This window comes from Bacillus sp. ISL-57, from assembly GCF_018613135.1.
Lineage (GTDB): Bacteria > Bacillota > Bacilli > Bacillales > DSM-1321 > Peribacillus > Peribacillus frigoritolerans.
On sequence record NZ_JAGGQV010000011.1, the window covers coordinates 15,850 to 34,404 of the forward strand.

The window sequence follows — 18,555 nt, forward strand, 5'->3', positions numbered from 1 at the left end:
TTTATGTAAAAAGTATAGAGGGAGGTGTGGAGTTGGAAAAATATACAATTGTAGACCAAGAAACTTGTATTGCTTGTGGAGCTTGTGGGGCTACAGCTCCCGATGTCTATGATTATACAGACGAAGGAATTGCTTATGTCATCCTTGATCAGAACCAGGGAATTAAAGAAATTCCCGAAGATCTACTTGATGACGTGATTAATGCATATGAGGGTTGCCCGACAGATTCAATAAGTTTGGCTGATCATGCTTTTAATGAAAAAACAAAAGAAGTTGAATCAGTTTAGTTTTATTCGATTCCTCATACTTTGAAAATTACCTGGGCAGGAACAAGTAACCGTGGGTTTGACCTTCCCCTAAACGGTAAGATTCCACCGGTTAGCGGTGGATAATCACAGTTCTATGTAAAAGAGTAAAATTCTTATTGAAACACTAAAGAAATAAACAATCAGATAGTAACTTCAGTGTTTTATTATAATGACTAACATATAATTATTAGCTATTTATACTTTAATCAATATACCTAAAATGTTGGTTAATAATAACTAACACACCTTTCGAAATGCATTTGAAATCTTGTTGTAAACCAAAATGACAGCCCTAATAATCTATTATTTTGAGAGGAGGAACTGAACCATGGCAAGTGTAACTAAAAAAATTAACAAAGTTTTAGTAGCAAACCGAGGGGAGATTGCTATTCGCATTTTTCGCGCGTGTACCGAGTTAGACATTCGGACCGTTGCCATTTACTCAAAAGAGGATATCGGCTCTTTCCACCGGTATAAAGCAGATGAATCCTATTTAGTAGGGGAAGGTAAAAAGCCAATTGAAGCTTATCTGGATATTGAAGGAATTATCAAAATTGCAAAGGCCCATGAAGTTGACGCTATCCACCCGGGCTATGGGTTTTTATCAGAAAATGTAGAATTCGCAAAGCGTTGTGAAGATGAAGGAATTATTTTCATTGGACCGAAATTAAAGCATTTGGAGATGTTCGGCGATAAAGTGAAAGCACGTCACCAAGCAACCCAAGCTGATATTCCCGTTATTCCTGGAAGTGATGGACCGATTAAAAGCCTGGAGGAAGCAAAAGCATTCGGGCAAAAATATGGATATCCAGTCATCATTAAGGCGGCTCTTGGCGGAGGCGGCCGGGGAATGCGGGTTGTACAAAGCGAAGATAGTTTAGAGGATTCATATAACCGGGCAAAATCAGCATTTGGAAATGATAAAGTATATATTGAAAAATTTGTGCAAAATCCAAAACATATTGAGGTACAAATATTAGGTGACAGGGATGGAAACATTGTCCACCTATTTGAACGTGATTGTTCCGTTCAAAGGCGCCACCAAAAAGTGGTGGAAGTAGCACCCAGCGTTTCCTTACCTGAAGACTTGCGCCATGCTATTTGCGAAGCAGCTGCTTATTTAATGAAAAACGTTTCCTATTTAAATGCAGGAACAGTAGAGTTCCTTGTTACAGATGTTGAATTCTATTTTATTGAAGTAAACCCGCGGGTGCAGGTTGAACATACAATAACAGAAATGATTACAGGCATTGATATTGTTCAATCCCAAATTTTAATTGCAGACGGCTATTCTCTTCATAGCCAAGAAATGAGAATCCTAAAACAAGAAGATATTCAGGTACACGGTTATGCGATTCAATCTAGGGTTACAACAGAGGATCCCTTGAATAACTTTATGCCGGATACTGGAAGAATTATGGCCTATCGTTCTGGAGGAGGGTTCGGAGTACGTATGGATGCAGGGAACGGATTTAATGGGGCAGTTATCACCCCCTATTATGATTCCCTTTTAGTAAAAGTAACAACTTGGGCTTTAACCTTTGATCAAACTGCGGCGAAAATGGTGCGAAACTTAAGGGAATTCCGGATCCGTGGAATCCGGACCAATATTCCGTTCCTTGAAAAAGTGGTAAAACACCCTAAATTTATCAAAAAACACCTGAGCTGTTTGTTTTCCCGCAACCAAAGGACCGCGGGACAAAAATGCTTAGCTATATTGGAAACGTCACAGTGAATGGATTTCCAGGAGTGGCTAAAAAGAAAAAGCCCCTTTTTGAAAAAACAAGATTACCTAAGGTTCATGATTATGAACCGATTCCAGACGGAACGAAACAAATTCTAGATGAAAAAGGCCCTGAAGGAGTCGTAAATTGGATTAAAGAACAAAAGGAAGTATTGTTAACCGATACAACCTTCCGTGATGCCCATCAATCCTTGTTGGCCACTCGTGTGCGTACAAGCGACTTGATGAAAATTGCAGAACCGACTGCCCGATTAATGCAACATTTATTTTCTGTTGAGATGTGGGGCGGTGCAACCTTCGATGTATCCTACCGATTTTTAAAAGAGGATCCGTGGGACCGGTTATTGAAGCTGCTACAAGGCATGCCAAATATTCTGTTCCAAATGCTTCTTCGTGCATCCAATGCAGTTGGCTATAAGAATTATCCGGATAATGTCATCGAGGAATTTGTCGAAAAGTCTGCACAGGCAGGAATTGATGTCTTCCGAATTTTCGATAGCCTTAACTGGGTAAAAGGGATGGAACTGGCGATTGATTCTGTGAGAAAGAATGGAAAAATTGCCGAAGCGGCCATGTGCTATACGGGAGATATTTTGGATCCTTCAAGAAGAAAATACGATTTAACTTACTATAAAAATCTGGCAAAAGAGCTGGAACAATCCGGTGCCCATATATTAGGCATTAAGGATATGGCTGGTCTGTTAAAGCCACAGGCGGCCTATGATCTGATTTCCGCATTAAAAGAAACTGTTGAAATTCCCATTCATTTACACACTCATGATACAAGTGGCAATGGACTTTTCATGTACGCAAAGGCAATCGAAGCAGGTGTTGAAATTGTTGACGTCGCAGCAAGCTCCATGGCTGGACTAACATCACAGCCAAGTGCAAATTCGCTCTATTATGCATTAGAAGGGCATAATCGTAAACCGCAAATGGACATCCAGGGATCGGAACAAATTTCTCATTATTGGGAAGATATCCGAAAATATTATGCTGATTTTGAGAGTGGCATGAAAGCCCCTCACACCGAAGTATATGTTCACGAAATGCCGGGAGGCCAATATAGTAACCTGCAGCAGCAAGCGAAAGCAGTGGGCTTGGAAGATAGCTGGGATCAGGTAAAGGTAATGTATTCCCGTGTGAATCAGTTGTTTGGCGATATCATCAAAGTAACGCCATCTTCAAAGGTTGTTGGAGATATGGCCCTTTATATGGTTCAAAATCATTTGTCCGAAGAAGATATTTTTGAACGAGGTGAGACACTTGATTTTCCAGACTCAGTTGTTGAATTGTTTGAAGGCTATCTTGGCCAGCCTCATGACGGATTTCCAAAAAAGCTTCAGCGCATTATTTTAAAAGGGAAAGAACCAGTAAATGTTCGCTCCGGAGAAATTTTGGAGCCAGTGAACTTTCAAGAAATTAAAGAGATGTTGTATAGTTCATTAAAACGTCCTGTGACAAGCCACGATGTTATTGCCTATGCCTTATATCCGAAGGTGTACATGGACTACCATCAAACAGTCAATAAATATGGAGATATTTCCGTTCTTGACACGCCAACGTTTTTATACGGAATGCGTCTAGGCGAACAAATTGAGGTGGAGATTGAAAAGGGGAAAACCCTCTTTGTTAAACTTGTTTCAATTGGTGAGGCGAAAGCAGACGGTACACGTGTTCTTTATTTTGAATTAAATGGTCAGATGCGTGAAGTTCTTATTAAAGACGAGAATATTAAAACGACTGTTCAAGCAAGATTGAGAGCAGATCCCGGTAATCAAAGCCATATCGGGGCATCTATGCCAGGCACCGTTCTGAAGCTCCTTGTTGAAAAAGGACAAACCGTATCAAAAGGTGATCATCTTATGATCACAGAGGCTATGAAAATGGAGACAACCATTCAAGCACCATTCGATGGATTGGTAAAAGATATTTATGTATTAAATGGAGAGGCTATTCAATCAGGAGAGTTACTTATTGAACTAACAACATAACAGGTAAAAGTAAATTGATCAGTAAAGATAATTTTAGCCTCATTGATATTCAGAGAGAGAGAGGAGATTTCGGAATGCATTTAACGGTCTAGTGCATAATTCTATCGATAAGGAATATGAGGAGATGGGTTAATGTTGTTATCTCAAACGGTACACTTGTCAAAGAATATAAGAAAACTTAAATTTCAAATGTACAAAACCGCTAGTCATAAAGGGATAGCTAGTGAAGAGGTTTTAATGATTAGTCAGGTTTTAGACAAGGAAATTGTAAAATTCCAAAAGATTTTATTAGCGCTAACCCAGTAATATTGATGATTTACTAATGTACAGTTACTTTGCTTTTTGTATTTTTATATTAATTGTAATAAAAATATATCTGATTGTATTATACAGTGTTATTCTAGCTTTATAGAAAACCTTTTTGAGGTGAATATTATGTCAGTTAATATAGTAAAATCTGATGATAAAAAGATGCCGGCAGTATTTTCAAGGACAAATCCGTTCCAAGCGAAGGTTCTTAAAAATGTTAACCTAAACGGAGTTGGATCTGCTAAAGAAACAAGGCATATTGAGTTATCATTAGAAGGATCAGGTCTTTCGTATAACCCAGGTGATGCTCTTGGTATTGTTCCTTCAAATGACCCAGAACTAGTAGCATCTCTTATTGAGGAAATGAAATGGGATGGCGAAACACCTGTAACAATTAATAAACAAGAGGAAACTCTTTCATTAAGGGAAGCGTTAACATCATGTTTTGAAATTACCCTATTAACGAAAAAGATTTTACAACAAGCATCAGGTTTAACAGAAAATGAAGAGTTGAGAAATCTAGTTTTGGTTGAAAATGTAGACAAGCTTAAGGAATATATTAATGGACGTGACTTACTTGATATGCTGCGTGATTTTGGTCCATGGAATGCATCTGCACAAGAAATTGCGGGTCTTTTAAGAAAAATGCCACCACGTCTCTATTCCATTGCAAGCAGTTTAGCCTCTCATCCTGCACAAGTTCATCTAACGATTGGAGCTGTAAGATATACGTCTCACGGACGTGAACGAAAAGGTACTTGTTCTATACAAGTTGCTGAGCGTGTTAATGAAGGGGATACACTTCCAGTTTTTGTTCAGCCAAATAAACACTTCCATTTGCCAGAATTAGATAAGGACATTATTATGGTCGGGCCAGGGACAGGCATTGCACCATTCCGTTCCTTTATCGAGGAGTGGGCAGTTCAAAAGGCCACAGGCAGATCTTGGCTGTTTTTCGGTGATCAGCATGTAACATGTGATTTCCTTTATCAAGATGAATTGGAAAAATTTCAAGAGGATGGTGTGCTTACAAAAATAGACACTGCTTTCTCTCGTGATACAGCTCAAAAAGTATATGTACAGCATAAAATTCTTGAAAACAGCAAAGAATTATTCGAATGGTTGTCAAATGGCGCGCATTTCTACATCTGCGGTGACAAGGAACATATGGCGAAAGACGTCCGTAACGCGATGATTGATGTTATTGAAAAAGAAGGCGCAATAACCCGTGAAGAAGCTGAAGCGTATTTGACCGATATGCAAAAACAAGGCCGTTACCAACGTGACGTATATTAAAGTTTTCTGGAAATAAGGATTATTTCCAGTCCCCCTTTTTACGGTGTTGAAAGTATTGGGCCTGTAAGGCTCAGATTAATAGAATTAATTAAATAATCAAAATATATTGACGGATCTAAAATTCGGATTAATAATAAAGAGTAGGAACAAAAATTACTATACTAAAATTTCATTACACCCCACGAAATGTAAACGCTTAATATTAGAGGGGATTCAAATAATATGATACTCACTGGTACTTGTTAAGGGGCGGATAATATGCAAACGATATATAAGGAAATATTACGGTGTAAGAATCTCGGTTTAAGAGGGGTTCTTGGTACGATTATTTCTACACAAGGTTCCACTTATCAAAAAAACGGTGCAAAATGTTTTATCGCAGAAGATGGAAAACTTACAGGGTTAGTAAGTGGAGGGTGCGTTGAAGGGGATATAAAAGAGATTGCATTACAGATTATTGAAGAAGGACAACCCAAAATCATTCATTATGACTTTCAGGATAAAGGGGATTTAATATGGGGATTGGGGTTAGGCTGTAACGGCAAGATAAATATATTACTTGAACCATATATTCCAACCACCTCTGAGTCGGAACTTTTTGAAGAATGGTTTAAGCAGGGAATGGATAAAACCTTGCATAGTATAATAGTGGTTGAAGCAGCGAATTCGAGTTTGGTTGGAAGCAAGTGGATAATCGATCCAGAGACTCAGGAATATAATCACATTCCATTTAAGGAAATTATTAATGATTATGTAAGTAAAAAGGATTTACAGTCCAACTACTGTAAACTGGAAAATATAGATGGTAATGAGAGATTCCAAGTATTCTATGATTCGATTTCTCCTTCTCCAAGACTTGTGGTATTTGGTGCTGGTCCGGATGCAATACCGTTAGTTCAAATGGCAAAACAGATAGAATGGCACGTCACCGTACTGGATCATCGTCCAGGATATATTAATCAAAAGAATTTCCGGGAAGCAGATGAATTAATAAATTTTAAAGCAGGAGCAATACCTGAGATAACGCTTAAAGAAAATACCTATGTTGTAATTATGTCGCATCATTTTCTACATGACCAGATGATGTTAAAGGAAGTTATCAATTCAGAGGCGGCTTATATTGGTTTGCTAGGGCCTAGAAAAAGAACTTATGAATTGGGCAAAAGCTTAGGAATAACTAATCATCCTAATTTGCATAAAATTCATAGTCCAATAGGTTTGGATATTGGATCAGTAACACCTGAAGAAATTGGGTTAAGCATTTTAGCTGAAATTTTAATGGTGTTTAGGGGAGGGACAGGAAATAAACTCACAAAAGGGATGATTAATTTCTCTAGCAAGGAGGAAGAGCAATTATTAGAAATATAAATAGTCACGTATGGGCTATTATTTTAGCTGCTGGTTTTTCGAAACGAATGGGTGAACCGAAATTGCTATTGCCCTATAAAGGAAAAGCATTAATTAGACATACCCTTGATGAATGTTTGAAATCAAAATTGGATGGAATTATTGTCGTCGTGAATCCACAGATAAAAAAACTGGTCGAAGAGTCACAAATTGATGGAGTTAATAAAGTCGTATTGAATGACTTTTCAAACGAGGGGATGTCCACTTCGGTTAAACTTGGATTGCAATCATTGCCAGATTCTGTGCAGGCGGCTATTTTTTTATTGGGGGACCAGCCATTAATGACATCTCACGAAATCAATCAGATTATAAGAGACTATCATCATCAGCCGAATTGCTCTATTATTCAAGCTGAATATCAAAACGGTAAGGGGCATCCCGTCCTATTCAAAAGAAATATGTTTCCTCCTTTATTAAATATTGACGGGGATGAGGGTGGAAAATCAGTCATCACCAAATTTAAGGAGCATGTGTATTATTCTGAGTTGAATAGAAAGATCATAACTGATATAGATACACCCGAAGATTACAAGGTTTTAATCGAGGGGGAAATGGATGAAAATAGAATTAAATAAGTATTCAGAATAGTGTTGACAAGTAACTTTACTCTATAATACTATTAATATAATGGAAATAGTATTATAGAGTTAGTTAGTACTAACACTCTTCAATAAGACGCGAATATTTTTTTAAATAATTCGTTAGTGTGTGCTAACTATCTTTTGTGAGGGAGGTAAAACATGTGTAAAGAATTAGTTCTTAAAAATGAATTTGCACAGGTTTCGGTTCAAATAGATTACTCTTCCAATGGTGTTAGACTTAAAGTTATGGATATAAGAACAAAAAGGGTCATTTATCTTGACCCGCTAGAACTAGAAAGTCTGGCCTGGTGTGAACATAAGGATCTTCACCCCATACTAGATCCTTCTATTAGCCGCTGGAAAGGGATAGGTTCATCCGCAGTTGAGCCGGTTTTAAATTATAAATTATAAATTTGGAGACTTCTATCTCTATATTAAAAATAAAAATAATGAAAAGCAGGTGAAGGAGTAATGATTAATACATTAAATATTTCTGATTATGTTAAAGAAGGTGCTGTTCATGGCAAGATTTATACGGATCCAGCTATTTTTAAGATGGAAATTGACAAAATTTTTAGCAGTACATGGGTGTATGTAGGTCATGAAAGTGAAATTGCCAACCCGGGAGATTACAAAACAACAAAAATTGGCTCTCAGCCGGTTATTGTGACCCGCAGCGCTGACGGCAGCCAAATCAATGTTGTGCTAAATCGTTGTAGGCACCGGGGGGCATCGGTTTGCCAAGATGAATGCGGCAATGCTCATGTATTACGCTGCGCTTATCATGGCTGGACATATGCTAACGATGGGAAACTTCTTGGGGCTCCTTTCCAGGATGGGTATGGAGAGGAATTTAATCGCGAGGAAATGGGGCTTAATAAAGTTACTAGAGTAGAAAGTTACCGAGGTTTTATTTTTGCCAGCTTAAACAAGGATGTCAAACCTTTGACGGAACATTTAGGGAATGCTATGCCGTATATTGATTATGTTGTCGACTCCGGCCCTAAAGGAATCGAATTAACCGCAGGTAAACACAAGTATTACCTTAATGCTAATTGGAAGTTCCAAGTGGAAAATACAATTGATCCTTATCACTTAAGTTTTGTGCACAAGACATTTTTTGATATCATTGCGAAACGAACTGGGGAAAAGACGAAGTTTGCCAAAATGCATAAGGAAGAAAAGGTATCTGATCTTGGGAATGGTCATTCCTTATACGAATTGGCAGGAGATTTAAATATTGGTGCTCTTCCGTTTAATTTAATTATCTTCCCTAATCTTAGTATATTAGGGTCCCAAGTACGGGTGGTTCAACCTGTCTCGGTAGAAAGAACAGAAGTAATGCTTTATCCAATTATGCTGAAGGGAGCATTAAAAGAGGTAAACGCACAGCGATTAAGAACGCACGAAGGTTTTTACGGGCCAGCGGGTTTCGGAAGCCCAGATGATGTTGAAGTAGCGTTTGAACGAGTAAAGGAAGGGCTAAAAGCTGAAGGAAATGAATGGTTAGTGATCAGTCGAGGAATGAATCGGGAGCAAGTTGATGAAAAGGGGGTTATCACGGCTAATTCTAGCGATGAAGTTTCAACAAGGGCAATTTATAAAGAGTGGAAACGCTTTATGGAAGCGTAAACACATAAACGTAATGAAGAAATCTTATAGGTACTTATTGTGAATCGGCTCAAAGTCTGTTCCAGGAATAATGCTTATAAAGAAAGGAAGGGAAAAATTTGATCCAAACAAAAAATGAGTTGAAACAAATCGAGGCAATTTTATTCAAAGAAGCAAGATATATCAATGAAAATCGGCTAGATGAATGGCTGGAATTATTCACTAATAATTGTGTGTATTGGGTTCCATGTAACGAAAACGACATTGATCCGGAGACTCATGTTTCGATAATTTACGATGATCGCAAACGGCTGGAAGAACGAGTATGGAGGCTTCAAACGGGATTGGCGTATGGCCAGCAACCGCAATCCAAAACACGGCATCTTATTACAAATGTTGAAATTGTGGAAGAGTTGAAGGACAAAGTGGTTGTATCGTCTAATTTCCTGCTGGTTGAATTAAGAAGGGGAGTACAAACAATCTTTTCAGGTAGAAATGAACACCACTTGTGTTTGGAAGGAAACAATTTAAAAATTCACTTGAAGAAGATTGAATTATTAAACAATAATGAACCGCTTGGAAACCTAAGTTTTATTTTATAAGGTCATTTTACATTTAGGGGTTCTCAATTTATGGAAACGGAAACCTATCTTGTTAAGGAAGCTAAAATTCATAGAAACAAACGAAAGCCCTTGCAAGATTTGACAACAAATAATGTCTCGTCTGGGCTTATATCCGCCATGCTGGCTATGACAGGACCGCCCGCCATTATCTTGGCAGGTGCAAATGCTGGGCATTTTACGCATACACAAACCATTTCTTGGATGTTTGCTGTGTATTTTTTTGGAGGATTATTCAGTATCATCTTCCCATTAATATATAAAATACCAATTACTGGTGCCCATTCATTATCTGGTGTTGCTTTTCTTGTTACAGTCACCCCATATTATTCATTTTCAGAATTAATAGGGTCCTATCTGATTTCAGGATTGATCATTTTTATCGTTGGAATTTCTGGCCTCTATACAAAGATTATGAAATGGTTTCCTAATGAAATCATTGCCGCAATGTTAGGTGGATTGGTCACAACCTATGTCGTTCGTCTAATTACATCTGTTCATGATCTAATGATTGTTGGTTTACCAGCGATACTATGTTACTTCATTTTTATAAAATGGGTAAAACGTTTACCGGCTGTTCTTGGGGCGGTTTGTACAGCTCTGCTTATAATACTCTTTACCCAAAACATTGAAATTTCAACAATGAGAGCTGAGTATGTGTTTCCTGAAATTTTTAAACCTAAGTTCTCCATAATTGAAATCTTTACAATTTCAATACCACTGGCACTACTTATATTAAGCAATGATGCGGCCCCAGGTATCGGTGCACTTGAAAGTACAAACTTTAAACCGCCGATTAAAAAAATAGTAGCGGCAAGCGGGATCTTTTCAATGGCAACAGCTTTCTTTGGAGGCCAAAGCGCTAATATTGCAGGAATGATGTCTGCCATTTGTGCGGATGGGGAGACAGGTCCCAAAGAGAAAAGGTATATGGCATCGATTGTCTCAGGTGTAATGATTCTTTTATTTGGTATATTTGCCTGGAAGATTGTTCCCTTTATTAAAGCTTTACCTGTATCGTTTGTATCCATGTTGGCGGGATTTGCCCTCATTGGAGTACTTGGATCAAGTTTACAAATGGGTTTTTCACGGAATAAATACCGTTTAAGTTCAACATTTGCTTTCGTCATAGCCTTATCAAACATTTCTATTTTTCATATAAGTGCGCCAGTTTTAGCTTTAGTAATAGGTTCTTTAATTTCCAAATTCATTGAAAATAAGGAAGAGGGGGATACTCATTGTTAAATTTTCGTGAAAAATCTTTAGAGCTACACAGAGTAAATCAAGGGAAGTTGGGAACGGAGATTAAAGTTCAAGTAAGTAATTCCGAAGAACTTAGTCTTGCATATTCACCGGGAGTCGCTGAACCTTGTATGGAAATTTATTCAGATGAAAATAAAGTCTATGATTATACAATGAAAGGGAATATGGTAGCAGTCATCACTAATGGAACAGCTGTTTTAGGACTAGGTAATATCGGGCCAAAAGCTGCACTGCCAGTGATGGAAGGAAAATGTATTTTATTTAAAAGCTTTGCAGGAATTGACGGATTTCCAATTTGCCTTAATACAACCGATATTGAACAGATAGTTGAAACCATTAAATTCCTTGCCCCTTCATTCGGCGGTATAAATCTGGAAGATATTGCGGCACCTGATTGTTTTACTATTGAAGATCGATTAAAAAAAGAATTGGATATTCCTGTGTTTCATGATGATCAGCATGGAACAGCGATTGTAACTGCTGCCGGACTGATTAATGCTTTAAAAATAGTCAAGAAATCAATGGCTGACATAAAAGTTGTTGTTAATGGTGCCGGGGCCGCCGGGATTGCTATCGTAAAATTATTAATTTCATTTGGTGTAAAAGATATCATTATGTGTGATTCCCAAGGAGCTATTTTTAAAGACCGTCCTAACGGAATGAATGATTTGAAAAATGAAATGGCCTGCTACACCAATCTCGTTAATAAAAAGGGACAATTAAAAGATGTCATTATGGATACGGATGTATTTATTGGGGTTTCTAAAGCAGGTGTGCTCACAAAAGAAATGATTGAAAGTATGAATTCTGATCCAATTATTTTTGCTATGGCAAACCCTGATCCTGAGATCTCCCCCGTGGAAGCAAAGGTTGCGGGAGCTAGAATTATAGGTACGGGACGCTCAGACTATCCTAATCAGGTAAATAATGTATTAGCCTTTCCAGGGATTTTTCGTGGTGCATTAGAAGTGAGGGCAACCACTATTAATGAAGAAATGAAGATTGCTGCAGTCTATGCAATTGCATCTCTCATTTCCGAAGATGAGCTAGATGAGGACTATGTAATACCGAGTCCATTTAATGAACATGTTGCGCCGGCAGTAGCAGCTGCGGTCGCTGAAGCCGCAATGCAAACAGGTGCGGCAACGAAGAGGGTGGATTCGGAATATGTTCGTAAAAAGACCTGGGAGCAATCTTTAATCAGCAAGAAGTTAGAAAAGGTGTAATTTTAGTTAAACCATTAATTTAGTTAGTACTAACTAAATTAATGGTTAGATATATTTGAAAAACGGGAGGAAAAAGGATGAATAGGACTCCTGTTGTGATATTAAGCGGCTTTTTGGGAAGTGGAAAAACTACATTACTATTAAAAATGTTATCTAAATCCCAAAGTATGGGGTTGAACTATGCCGTATTAATTAATGAGCGGGGAAAGGTGGATATTGACGGGCTGCTCGTTTCAAAAAAATTTAATAATAGAAAAATAGAATCATTGCTGGGTGGGTGCATTTGCTGCAGCAAAAAAAGCGAAATTGCCCATAGTATTGATACACTATTACAAAACAAGCCCGATATCATTTTTATCGAGTTAACAGGAGTGGCCAATCCAGAAGAGGTCGCAAATACGTTAAACGAAAAGGAAATGATCGCCAAAGTAGAATTAAGAAGCATTATTACAATTGTAGATGCTGAGTTCTTTCTTAATGAAAAATCTCATGATTTCCAAGAAATGTTGCTTCATCAACTAGCATGTGCCAATCATATCGTTGTCAACAAAATGGACTTAGTTCAGCAGTGTTTAGAAGAAGTAAAAAAGAATATAAGAAACAAGAATAATTCAGCACATATAGAAATTGCGGAGTTTGGGAACATCAATTTTGAACAGTTTTTAACGCGAATATCGTCTGCTAAACATATAAAACAGCTAAGTACTGATAAGGAAATGAGGCAGAAAACCAGCTACTCCAGTATGAGTACGTTGGTTTTGCCAAACGATCGGCCACTCTCAAAATCAGATATCGAACATTTTCTTACCAAACATGCCAGTCAGATCATTCGTGCCAAAGGGTTTGTTCAGATTTTCGAAGATGGGAAGACTACTCCTTATTTGGTGCAATATTCAGGTGTTAAAAGGGTAGAATGGAGCCCTGAATATGCAGAACAGTATTTTTTCATTTTAATAGGGATTGACCTGGATACTATTACATTAAAAAGGGAGTGGCTGCAGATGGTCGGCTCTCAAACGAACTGGTGTAGGACCTAGCAATGGGGGGACGGAAATTGGAGAAAAGAATATGGGAGCAATATTTAGATGAAAGGGACCAAAAAATTTATTCAGGTGCAGGGTTAGGGAAGGTAAATGGACTTGGTAAGAATCCAGCGCTAGTTATTATTGATGTTACGTATGGTTTTACCGGAGAAGAAGCAGAGGATATCGAGCAGTCGATTAAGAAATATCCGACTAGCTGCGGGGCAGATGCTTGGAAGTCGATTCCTCATATTAAGAATCTATTGAATGTCTGCAGAGAAGTTAATTTACCAATCTTTTATACTATTATTGAGGGGCATAAACATAATTCTAATGAAAAAACAGCCATAAAAGGGAATGTTTTTGGACACCCAACATTAATTGAAGGTGGGAAAGGTACCCAAATTGTTGAACCACTAAAACCAATTCCGGGAGAATTTGTTATCTCAAAGAAGAAGCCAAGTGCCTTTTTCGGAACACCATTCATTTCGTACTTAGTGGATCATAATATTGATACGCTAATTGTTACTGGTACAACAACAAGCGGTTGCGTTCGGGCATCAGTTGTTGATGCGTTTTCTTACAATTTAAACGTTGTCGTTCCTGAAGAATGTGTATTTGACCGTGGAATAACAACCCATGCAATGAATCTTTTTGATATGCAGCAAAAATACGCAGATGTACTGTCCACACATGAAGTTATTACGGAACTGAAGAAAAAAGTGCAACATGCATAATTCCAAATATTAATTTTAGGGGGAAGCGTATGTTTGTTTCAAAACATGGTAACGAGATTTGGTTAATAGACCAATACCATCATGCAATACAAGCCGGGGAAGTCGCAGCCTATTGGGGAAATGATGAATTTGAGGCACCCTCTCCTTCGTTAATAACAGCTGTTGAGAAGCATGATATTGGGTGGGTTAAACCGGATAAAGAAGTTTTATTTGATCAAGAAACGGGAAGACCTATTAATTTTATCAATATTAATGTGAGGCAGCATGTCAGCTTTTATTCAAATGGTTATAAAAAAGTGTTAGAAGAGGATCCTTATGCCGGAATGTTAGTCGGTATGCATTGGATTGGTTTATATACAAGCAGATTTGGTTACGATCCAACATTTACTTATAAAATTCCTGAAGACTTAAAGGAATTCATGCAAAATGTGGTTATTGAAACACAAAAGGAATGGATCAACGTCAAAATGAAATACTGGCAATTTAACGAAAAGCGCAGTGTGTTTGAAGATAAATTATGGATGGATTATGAGTTCTTACAATTGATGGATCGAATGTCACAGCTTGTCTCGCTAAATACTCATCACGATAAAGCGAAAGCAATTCTTGGGCCGGTTCGTAAAAATCAAAATGGTGAAGGCATTCATATTTCAGTTCAACTCCCAGGTGATGGTTCGGTTGTAGTTGAGCCGTTTCCGTTTAAAGAAGAGTTTGAAACATCAGTAAGAGTGCGAAAAATCCCTGATAGAAAATATGAGAGTCACGCTGACTTGCTCCAAGAAATAGAAAATGCCCCATATGAAGTTATGTCGTGGAAAGTTAGAAAAAAATAGATTGGAGGGTATGATATGACAAGACCAAAATATGCAAAAGCAGCTGTTTTAACAGGAAAAGAACAAATGGAAATTATGGAATTTCAAATTCCAGAGACGGGAGATAACGATGGTCTTTTACTTGTAGAGTCTTGTGGAGTATGTGGGCTTGATAGTGAAGGTTATTTACATGGAGGGAATGCTGTCTTTAATCTCCCTTGTGTGATTGGTCATGAAATTGTGGGCTACATCGATGAAATTGGGCTAGAAGCAGAAAAACGATGGAATGTACAAAAGGGAGACCGAGTTATTGTTGAGGAGTATATCCCATGCGGGCACTGTGATCCTTGTTTAACTGGAAATTATCATCTTTGCTTTGACTTAAGGTATGGAGCGATGAGCATCCATAATGAGAAAACGGCACTCTGGGGTGGCTTCGCAGAATATATGTATTTGCATCCCCATTCCATTATTCATAAGGTAAGCAAAAAAGTACCTGCAGATCTATTAACTTTATTTATTCCAATTTCTAATGGTATTCATTGGGTTCAACAAGTAGGTAATACTACGGTTGGTGATACAGTCGTAATTCAGGGTCCAGGCCCAATGGGACTTGGAGCAGTAATTGGGGCTAAAGAAGCAGGTGCAGGAACCATTATCGTAACAGGGCTTGAAAAAGATTCACATCGACTTGAAATTGCCAAAGAGTTTGGTGCAACACATGTCCTCTATGCTGATAAACAAGATCTTGAAAAAGAAGTCTCGAAAATAACGAATGGTAAAATGGCTAACACTGTCATCAATGCAGCAACTACACCAATTCAATTTAAGGTATGTTTAGATCTTGCTGGATACCATGGGACCATTGTTCATTCTGGTACAGATCATTTTCTTACCAACGAAGTTATGTCAAGTAAAATAACATGGAAACTTTTAACTATTAAAGGAGTACTAGGCCGTCCGAAAAAAGCAGTAGGGGTTGCCTTAAAAATCATTGAATCTGGCCGTTATCCGTTAGAAAAAATGATTACACATGAATTTAACGTTTCTGAAGCATTTAAAGCTGTCAATACACACGCGAAAGGTTTAGATGGCTGTATACATGTAGCAGTATTAAATCCAGAAGCAAATAAGGAAGGGGAAAAAACATGTCAAAAAACTATCGAGTCGGTTTAATTGTACCCAGTTCTAACACTACAATGGAAACTGAAATTCCTGCCATGCTAAATAACCGAAAGGAATTGTTTACGGAGGAATCCTTTACCTTTCATTCTAGCAGAATGAGGATGATGCATGTCACGAAAGAGGAATTAAAAAAGATGGATCTTGATAGTGATCGCTGTGCCTTAGAACTCTCTGATGCAAAATGTGATGTGTTAGCCTATGCATGTTTAATTGCCATCATGTCACAGGGCCCTGGCTATCATGCATCCTCTGAAGATCGTTTATGTAAAGTAGTAAAAGGAAATAAAGATAATGCCCCAGTCGTTAGCAGTGCAGGTGCACTTATCGAAGGAATTAAAGAAATTGGTGCTAAGAAGGTTTCAATCATTACGCCATATATGAAGCCTCTAACGAACATGGTGATTGAATATTTAAATACGAGTGGGATTGAAGTCATTGACTCTATTAGTCTTGAAGTATCCGATAACCTAGAGGTAGGTAGATTGGATCCAATGAATCTAGTGAATCATGCAAGAAATTTAAATACGAACGGTGCGGATGCAGTTGTCTTGTCTGCATGTGTACAAATGCCATCACTTCCTGCCATCCAAATTGTAGAGGACGAAATTGGTCTTCCAGTTTTATCTGCTGCAACGGCCACGGTCTACCAAATCCTAAAAAATCTTGGTCTAACACCAGCTGTTCCAAATGCTGGGTGGTTATTAGCTGAAGAAAAATCTGTATTATCATAATTTTTATTAGGCTATTCGGTAAGTGCCTTGCTCCCCCACCTTTTTTTAATAATTGTATTATTCTAATAAAAATTTGTGGAGGGGCCTGGTTCTATTGTTAGGATAGTCTTATTTAAAGTTATTACTTACTTTGGTATTTGAAATTGCTTTAATACCTTAAAACCCTTTCCCTAATCCACAATTAAATATCAATCACTAATCTTATGGTAATTATATAAAAAGGAGAATTTATTTGAGTAAGCATGAGCCAGTCATTAAAGTTGAGCATCCTACTAGTAAAAAAACATTACCTTGGTACAGAGGGGCTACTAAATCACAATGGCATACTTTTTGGGCGGCCTTCTTTGGCTGGACGCTTGATGTAATGGATCTGATGCTGTATTCCATGGTGATTGTGTATATAATGAAGGATCTTCAGATGACTCAATCTGTTGCTGGAATAGTTGCCTCAGCAACTCTTATCGCATCAGCCTTAGGAGGAATAGTTTTTGGATTTGTAGCTGATAAATGGGGAAGAAAAAAATCAATGATTTGGAGCATCCTAATATATTCAGGAGCGACTGTATTGTGTGGTTTCTCAGAGACAGCAACTCAGTTAATGGTATTTCGGATGCTTGTTGGATTTGGTATGGGTGGGGAATGGTCTGCGGGTGCAGCCCTAGTAATTGAAACTTGGCCTGCCAAACATCGGTCTGTGGTAATGGCTTTTGTACAAAGTGGATTTGCGGTTGGTTACGCGCTGGCAGCTTTGATTTCCGCAATTGTTATTCCGATTTTTGGGTGGAATGGTGTCTTTTTTGTGGGAGTTCTTCCAGCTCTTCTGACGTTATGGGTACGCAAACATACACCAGAATCTCAAATGTGGCAAAACCAATCACGTCGCCTTTCAGCAAAAGAAACGACAAGGTTAATAATTGGAAACTATGGTTCAGTCACACTGGTTTGTATATCATTTACAATGTTTGCCATGTTAGGTTACTGGGGGTTGTTTACATGGCTACCTACTTATTTGTCTACTCCAATAGAAGAGGGTGGCCCAGGACTTGATGTTATAAAAACATCGGCATGGGTTATAGTTTCGCAGATAGGTGCATGGTTGGGGTATATTTTATTTGGATTCATTGCAAGTAAAATTGGTAAGAAATCTACCTTTATTATCTTTTTCTCTATGTCAGCGGTATCTGTACCACTATATTTATTAATAAAAAACGAGCTGACTTTACTTTTTTTTGGAATGATCGTTGCTTTCTTTGGGACGGGATATCATAGTGGATTTGCTCCGACTTTTTCTTCCTTGTATCCAACGGAAATCAGGGCCACTGCCCAGGGTGTTATATATAATGTATCGAGGGGGATCAGTGCATTTGCTCCTTTTATTATTGGCTATATAGCAATGGAAAAAGGGCTCAGTGCAGCGCTTATGTTAACAGGAGGATTCTTTGCTATATCTAGCTTAATTGTACTTTTTTTCTTAAAAGAGCCAGAAGGTCTCATTGATGAAATGGATTTGGAATAGACCTTAGAGAAATATTATTTAGATGAAAAATGACTTGAAAATTCAAAATCTTTAATCTACTATATATTTAACCTGTAACTACAATGTTTAAGTGGATTTTTAAAATGTATGTTAGTTAGTATCCACTAATATATTTGATTATATTAGTGAATTGATTTTTAAGACTATTCAGTTCGTTTTGGTTAAATAGTCT

At 37.8% G+C, this 18,555-nt stretch carries 16 protein-coding genes and 1 pseudogene; all 17 read left to right on the top strand.

Going from position 1 to position 18,555, the window contains the following annotated elements:
* Positions 1-32: 32 nt before the first annotated feature.
* The 17 genes and pseudogenes from J7I90_RS16310 to J7I90_RS16390 all read left to right on the top strand — a co-directional run bounded on the left by J7I90_RS16310 (position 33) and on the right by J7I90_RS16390 (position 18,362).
* Complete coding sequence (locus J7I90_RS16310; protein WP_214772891.1) at positions 33-287, top strand: ferredoxin; 255 nt, start codon at positions 33-35, stop codon at positions 285-287.
* A gap of 349 nt (positions 288-636) precedes the next feature.
* Positions 637-4,046 (top strand): annotated as a pseudogene (gene pyc / locus J7I90_RS16315) (pyruvate carboxylase).
* 132 nt (positions 4,047-4,178) lie between these two features.
* Complete coding sequence (locus J7I90_RS16320) at positions 4,179-4,352, top strand: aspartyl-phosphate phosphatase Spo0E family protein (protein WP_214772892.1); 174 nt, start codon at positions 4,179-4,181, stop codon at positions 4,350-4,352.
* A 129-nt stretch (positions 4,353-4,481) separates the two neighbouring features.
* On the top strand, positions 4,482-5,651 hold the full coding sequence (locus J7I90_RS16325; RefSeq protein ID WP_214772893.1) for a sulfite reductase subunit alpha: 1,170 nt from the start codon (positions 4,482-4,484) through the stop codon (positions 5,649-5,651).
* Between the two features lie 258 nt (positions 5,652-5,909).
* Positions 5,910-7,019, top strand: coding sequence for an XdhC family protein (locus tag J7I90_RS16330; protein ID WP_214772894.1), 1,110 nt, complete (start codon positions 5,910-5,912; stop codon positions 7,017-7,019).
* 20 nt (positions 7,020-7,039) lie between these two features.
* Positions 7,040-7,633, top strand: a complete 594-nt coding sequence (locus tag J7I90_RS16335) for a nucleotidyltransferase family protein (protein WP_311381013.1) — start codon at positions 7,040-7,042, stop codon at positions 7,631-7,633.
* 165 nt (positions 7,634-7,798) lie between these two features.
* The gene (locus J7I90_RS16340) at positions 7,799-8,050 is read left to right on the top strand and encodes a hypothetical protein (RefSeq protein ID WP_214772895.1); all 252 of its coding nucleotides are present in this window, start codon (positions 7,799-7,801) and stop codon (positions 8,048-8,050) included.
* A gap of 60 nt (positions 8,051-8,110) precedes the next feature.
* Positions 8,111-9,271, top strand: coding sequence for an aromatic ring-hydroxylating oxygenase subunit alpha (locus J7I90_RS16345; RefSeq protein ID WP_214772896.1), 1,161 nt, complete (start codon positions 8,111-8,113; stop codon positions 9,269-9,271).
* 98 nt (positions 9,272-9,369) lie between these two features.
* On the top strand, positions 9,370-9,852 hold the full coding sequence (locus J7I90_RS16350) for an aromatic-ring-hydroxylating dioxygenase subunit beta (protein ID WP_214772897.1): 483 nt from the start codon (positions 9,370-9,372) through the stop codon (positions 9,850-9,852).
* Positions 9,853-9,882: 30 nt separating this feature from the next.
* Complete coding sequence (locus tag J7I90_RS16355; protein WP_214772898.1) at positions 9,883-11,115, top strand: benzoate/H(+) symporter BenE family transporter; 1,233 nt, start codon at positions 9,883-9,885, stop codon at positions 11,113-11,115.
* Complete coding sequence (ystJ, locus tag J7I90_RS16360; protein ID WP_214772899.1) at positions 11,109-12,359, top strand: NADP-dependent malic enzyme; 1,251 nt, start codon at positions 11,109-11,111, stop codon at positions 12,357-12,359. The genes J7I90_RS16355 and ystJ overlap by 7 nt, the downstream gene beginning before the upstream one ends.
* Before the next feature lie 77 nt (positions 12,360-12,436).
* On the top strand, positions 12,437-13,396 hold the full coding sequence (locus tag J7I90_RS16365; protein ID WP_214772900.1) for a CobW family GTP-binding protein: 960 nt from the start codon (positions 12,437-12,439) through the stop codon (positions 13,394-13,396).
* A gap of 17 nt (positions 13,397-13,413) precedes the next feature.
* On the top strand, positions 13,414-14,118 hold the full coding sequence (locus J7I90_RS16370; RefSeq protein WP_214772901.1) for an isochorismatase family protein: 705 nt from the start codon (positions 13,414-13,416) through the stop codon (positions 14,116-14,118).
* Positions 14,119-14,147: 29 nt separating this feature from the next.
* On the top strand, positions 14,148-14,951 hold the full coding sequence (locus J7I90_RS16375; protein ID WP_214772902.1) for a DUF3891 family protein: 804 nt from the start codon (positions 14,148-14,150) through the stop codon (positions 14,949-14,951).
* 15 nt (positions 14,952-14,966) lie between these two features.
* A complete protein-coding gene (locus J7I90_RS16380; RefSeq protein ID WP_214772903.1) occupies positions 14,967-16,106 on the top strand; it encodes a zinc-dependent alcohol dehydrogenase in 1,140 nt (379 codons plus the stop codon).
* A complete protein-coding gene (locus J7I90_RS16385; RefSeq protein ID WP_214772904.1) occupies positions 16,079-16,846 on the top strand; it encodes a maleate cis-trans isomerase family protein in 768 nt (255 codons plus the stop codon). The genes J7I90_RS16380 and J7I90_RS16385 overlap by 28 nt, the downstream gene beginning before the upstream one ends.
* A gap of 232 nt (positions 16,847-17,078) precedes the next feature.
* Positions 17,079-18,362 carry an MFS transporter gene (locus tag J7I90_RS16390; protein ID WP_251025330.1) on the top strand — a complete coding sequence of 428 codons (1,284 nt, stop codon included), beginning with the start codon at positions 17,079-17,081 and terminating at the stop codon, positions 18,360-18,362.
* Positions 18,363-18,555 lie beyond the last annotated feature (193 nt).

What these genes read in the sequence shown, in the direction of transcription:
- J7I90_RS16320 (WP_214772892.1), top strand. Translation starts at nt 4,179, where the DNA reads ATGTTGTTATCTCAAACGGTACACTTGTCAAAGAATATAAGAAAACTT.
- J7I90_RS16325 (WP_214772893.1), top strand. Translation starts at nt 4,482, where the DNA reads ATGTCAGTTAATATAGTAAAATCTGATGATAAAAAGATGCCGGCAGTA.
- J7I90_RS16330 (WP_214772894.1), top strand. Translation starts at nt 5,910, where the DNA reads ATGCAAACGATATATAAGGAAATATTACGGTGTAAGAATCTCGGTTTA.
- J7I90_RS16340 (WP_214772895.1), top strand. Translation starts at nt 7,799, where the DNA reads ATGTGTAAAGAATTAGTTCTTAAAAATGAATTTGCACAGGTTTCGGTT.
- J7I90_RS16345 (WP_214772896.1), top strand. Translation starts at nt 8,111, where the DNA reads ATGATTAATACATTAAATATTTCTGATTATGTTAAAGAAGGTGCTGTT.
- J7I90_RS16355 (WP_214772898.1), top strand. Translation starts at nt 9,883, where the DNA reads ATGGAAACGGAAACCTATCTTGTTAAGGAAGCTAAAATTCATAGAAAC.
- J7I90_RS16365 (WP_214772900.1), top strand. Translation starts at nt 12,437, where the DNA reads ATGAATAGGACTCCTGTTGTGATATTAAGCGGCTTTTTGGGAAGTGGA.
- J7I90_RS16375 (WP_214772902.1), top strand. Translation starts at nt 14,148, where the DNA reads ATGTTTGTTTCAAAACATGGTAACGAGATTTGGTTAATAGACCAATAC.
- J7I90_RS16380 (WP_214772903.1), top strand. Translation starts at nt 14,967, where the DNA reads ATGACAAGACCAAAATATGCAAAAGCAGCTGTTTTAACAGGAAAAGAA.
- J7I90_RS16385 (WP_214772904.1), top strand. Translation starts at nt 16,079, where the DNA reads ATGTCAAAAAACTATCGAGTCGGTTTAATTGTACCCAGTTCTAACACT.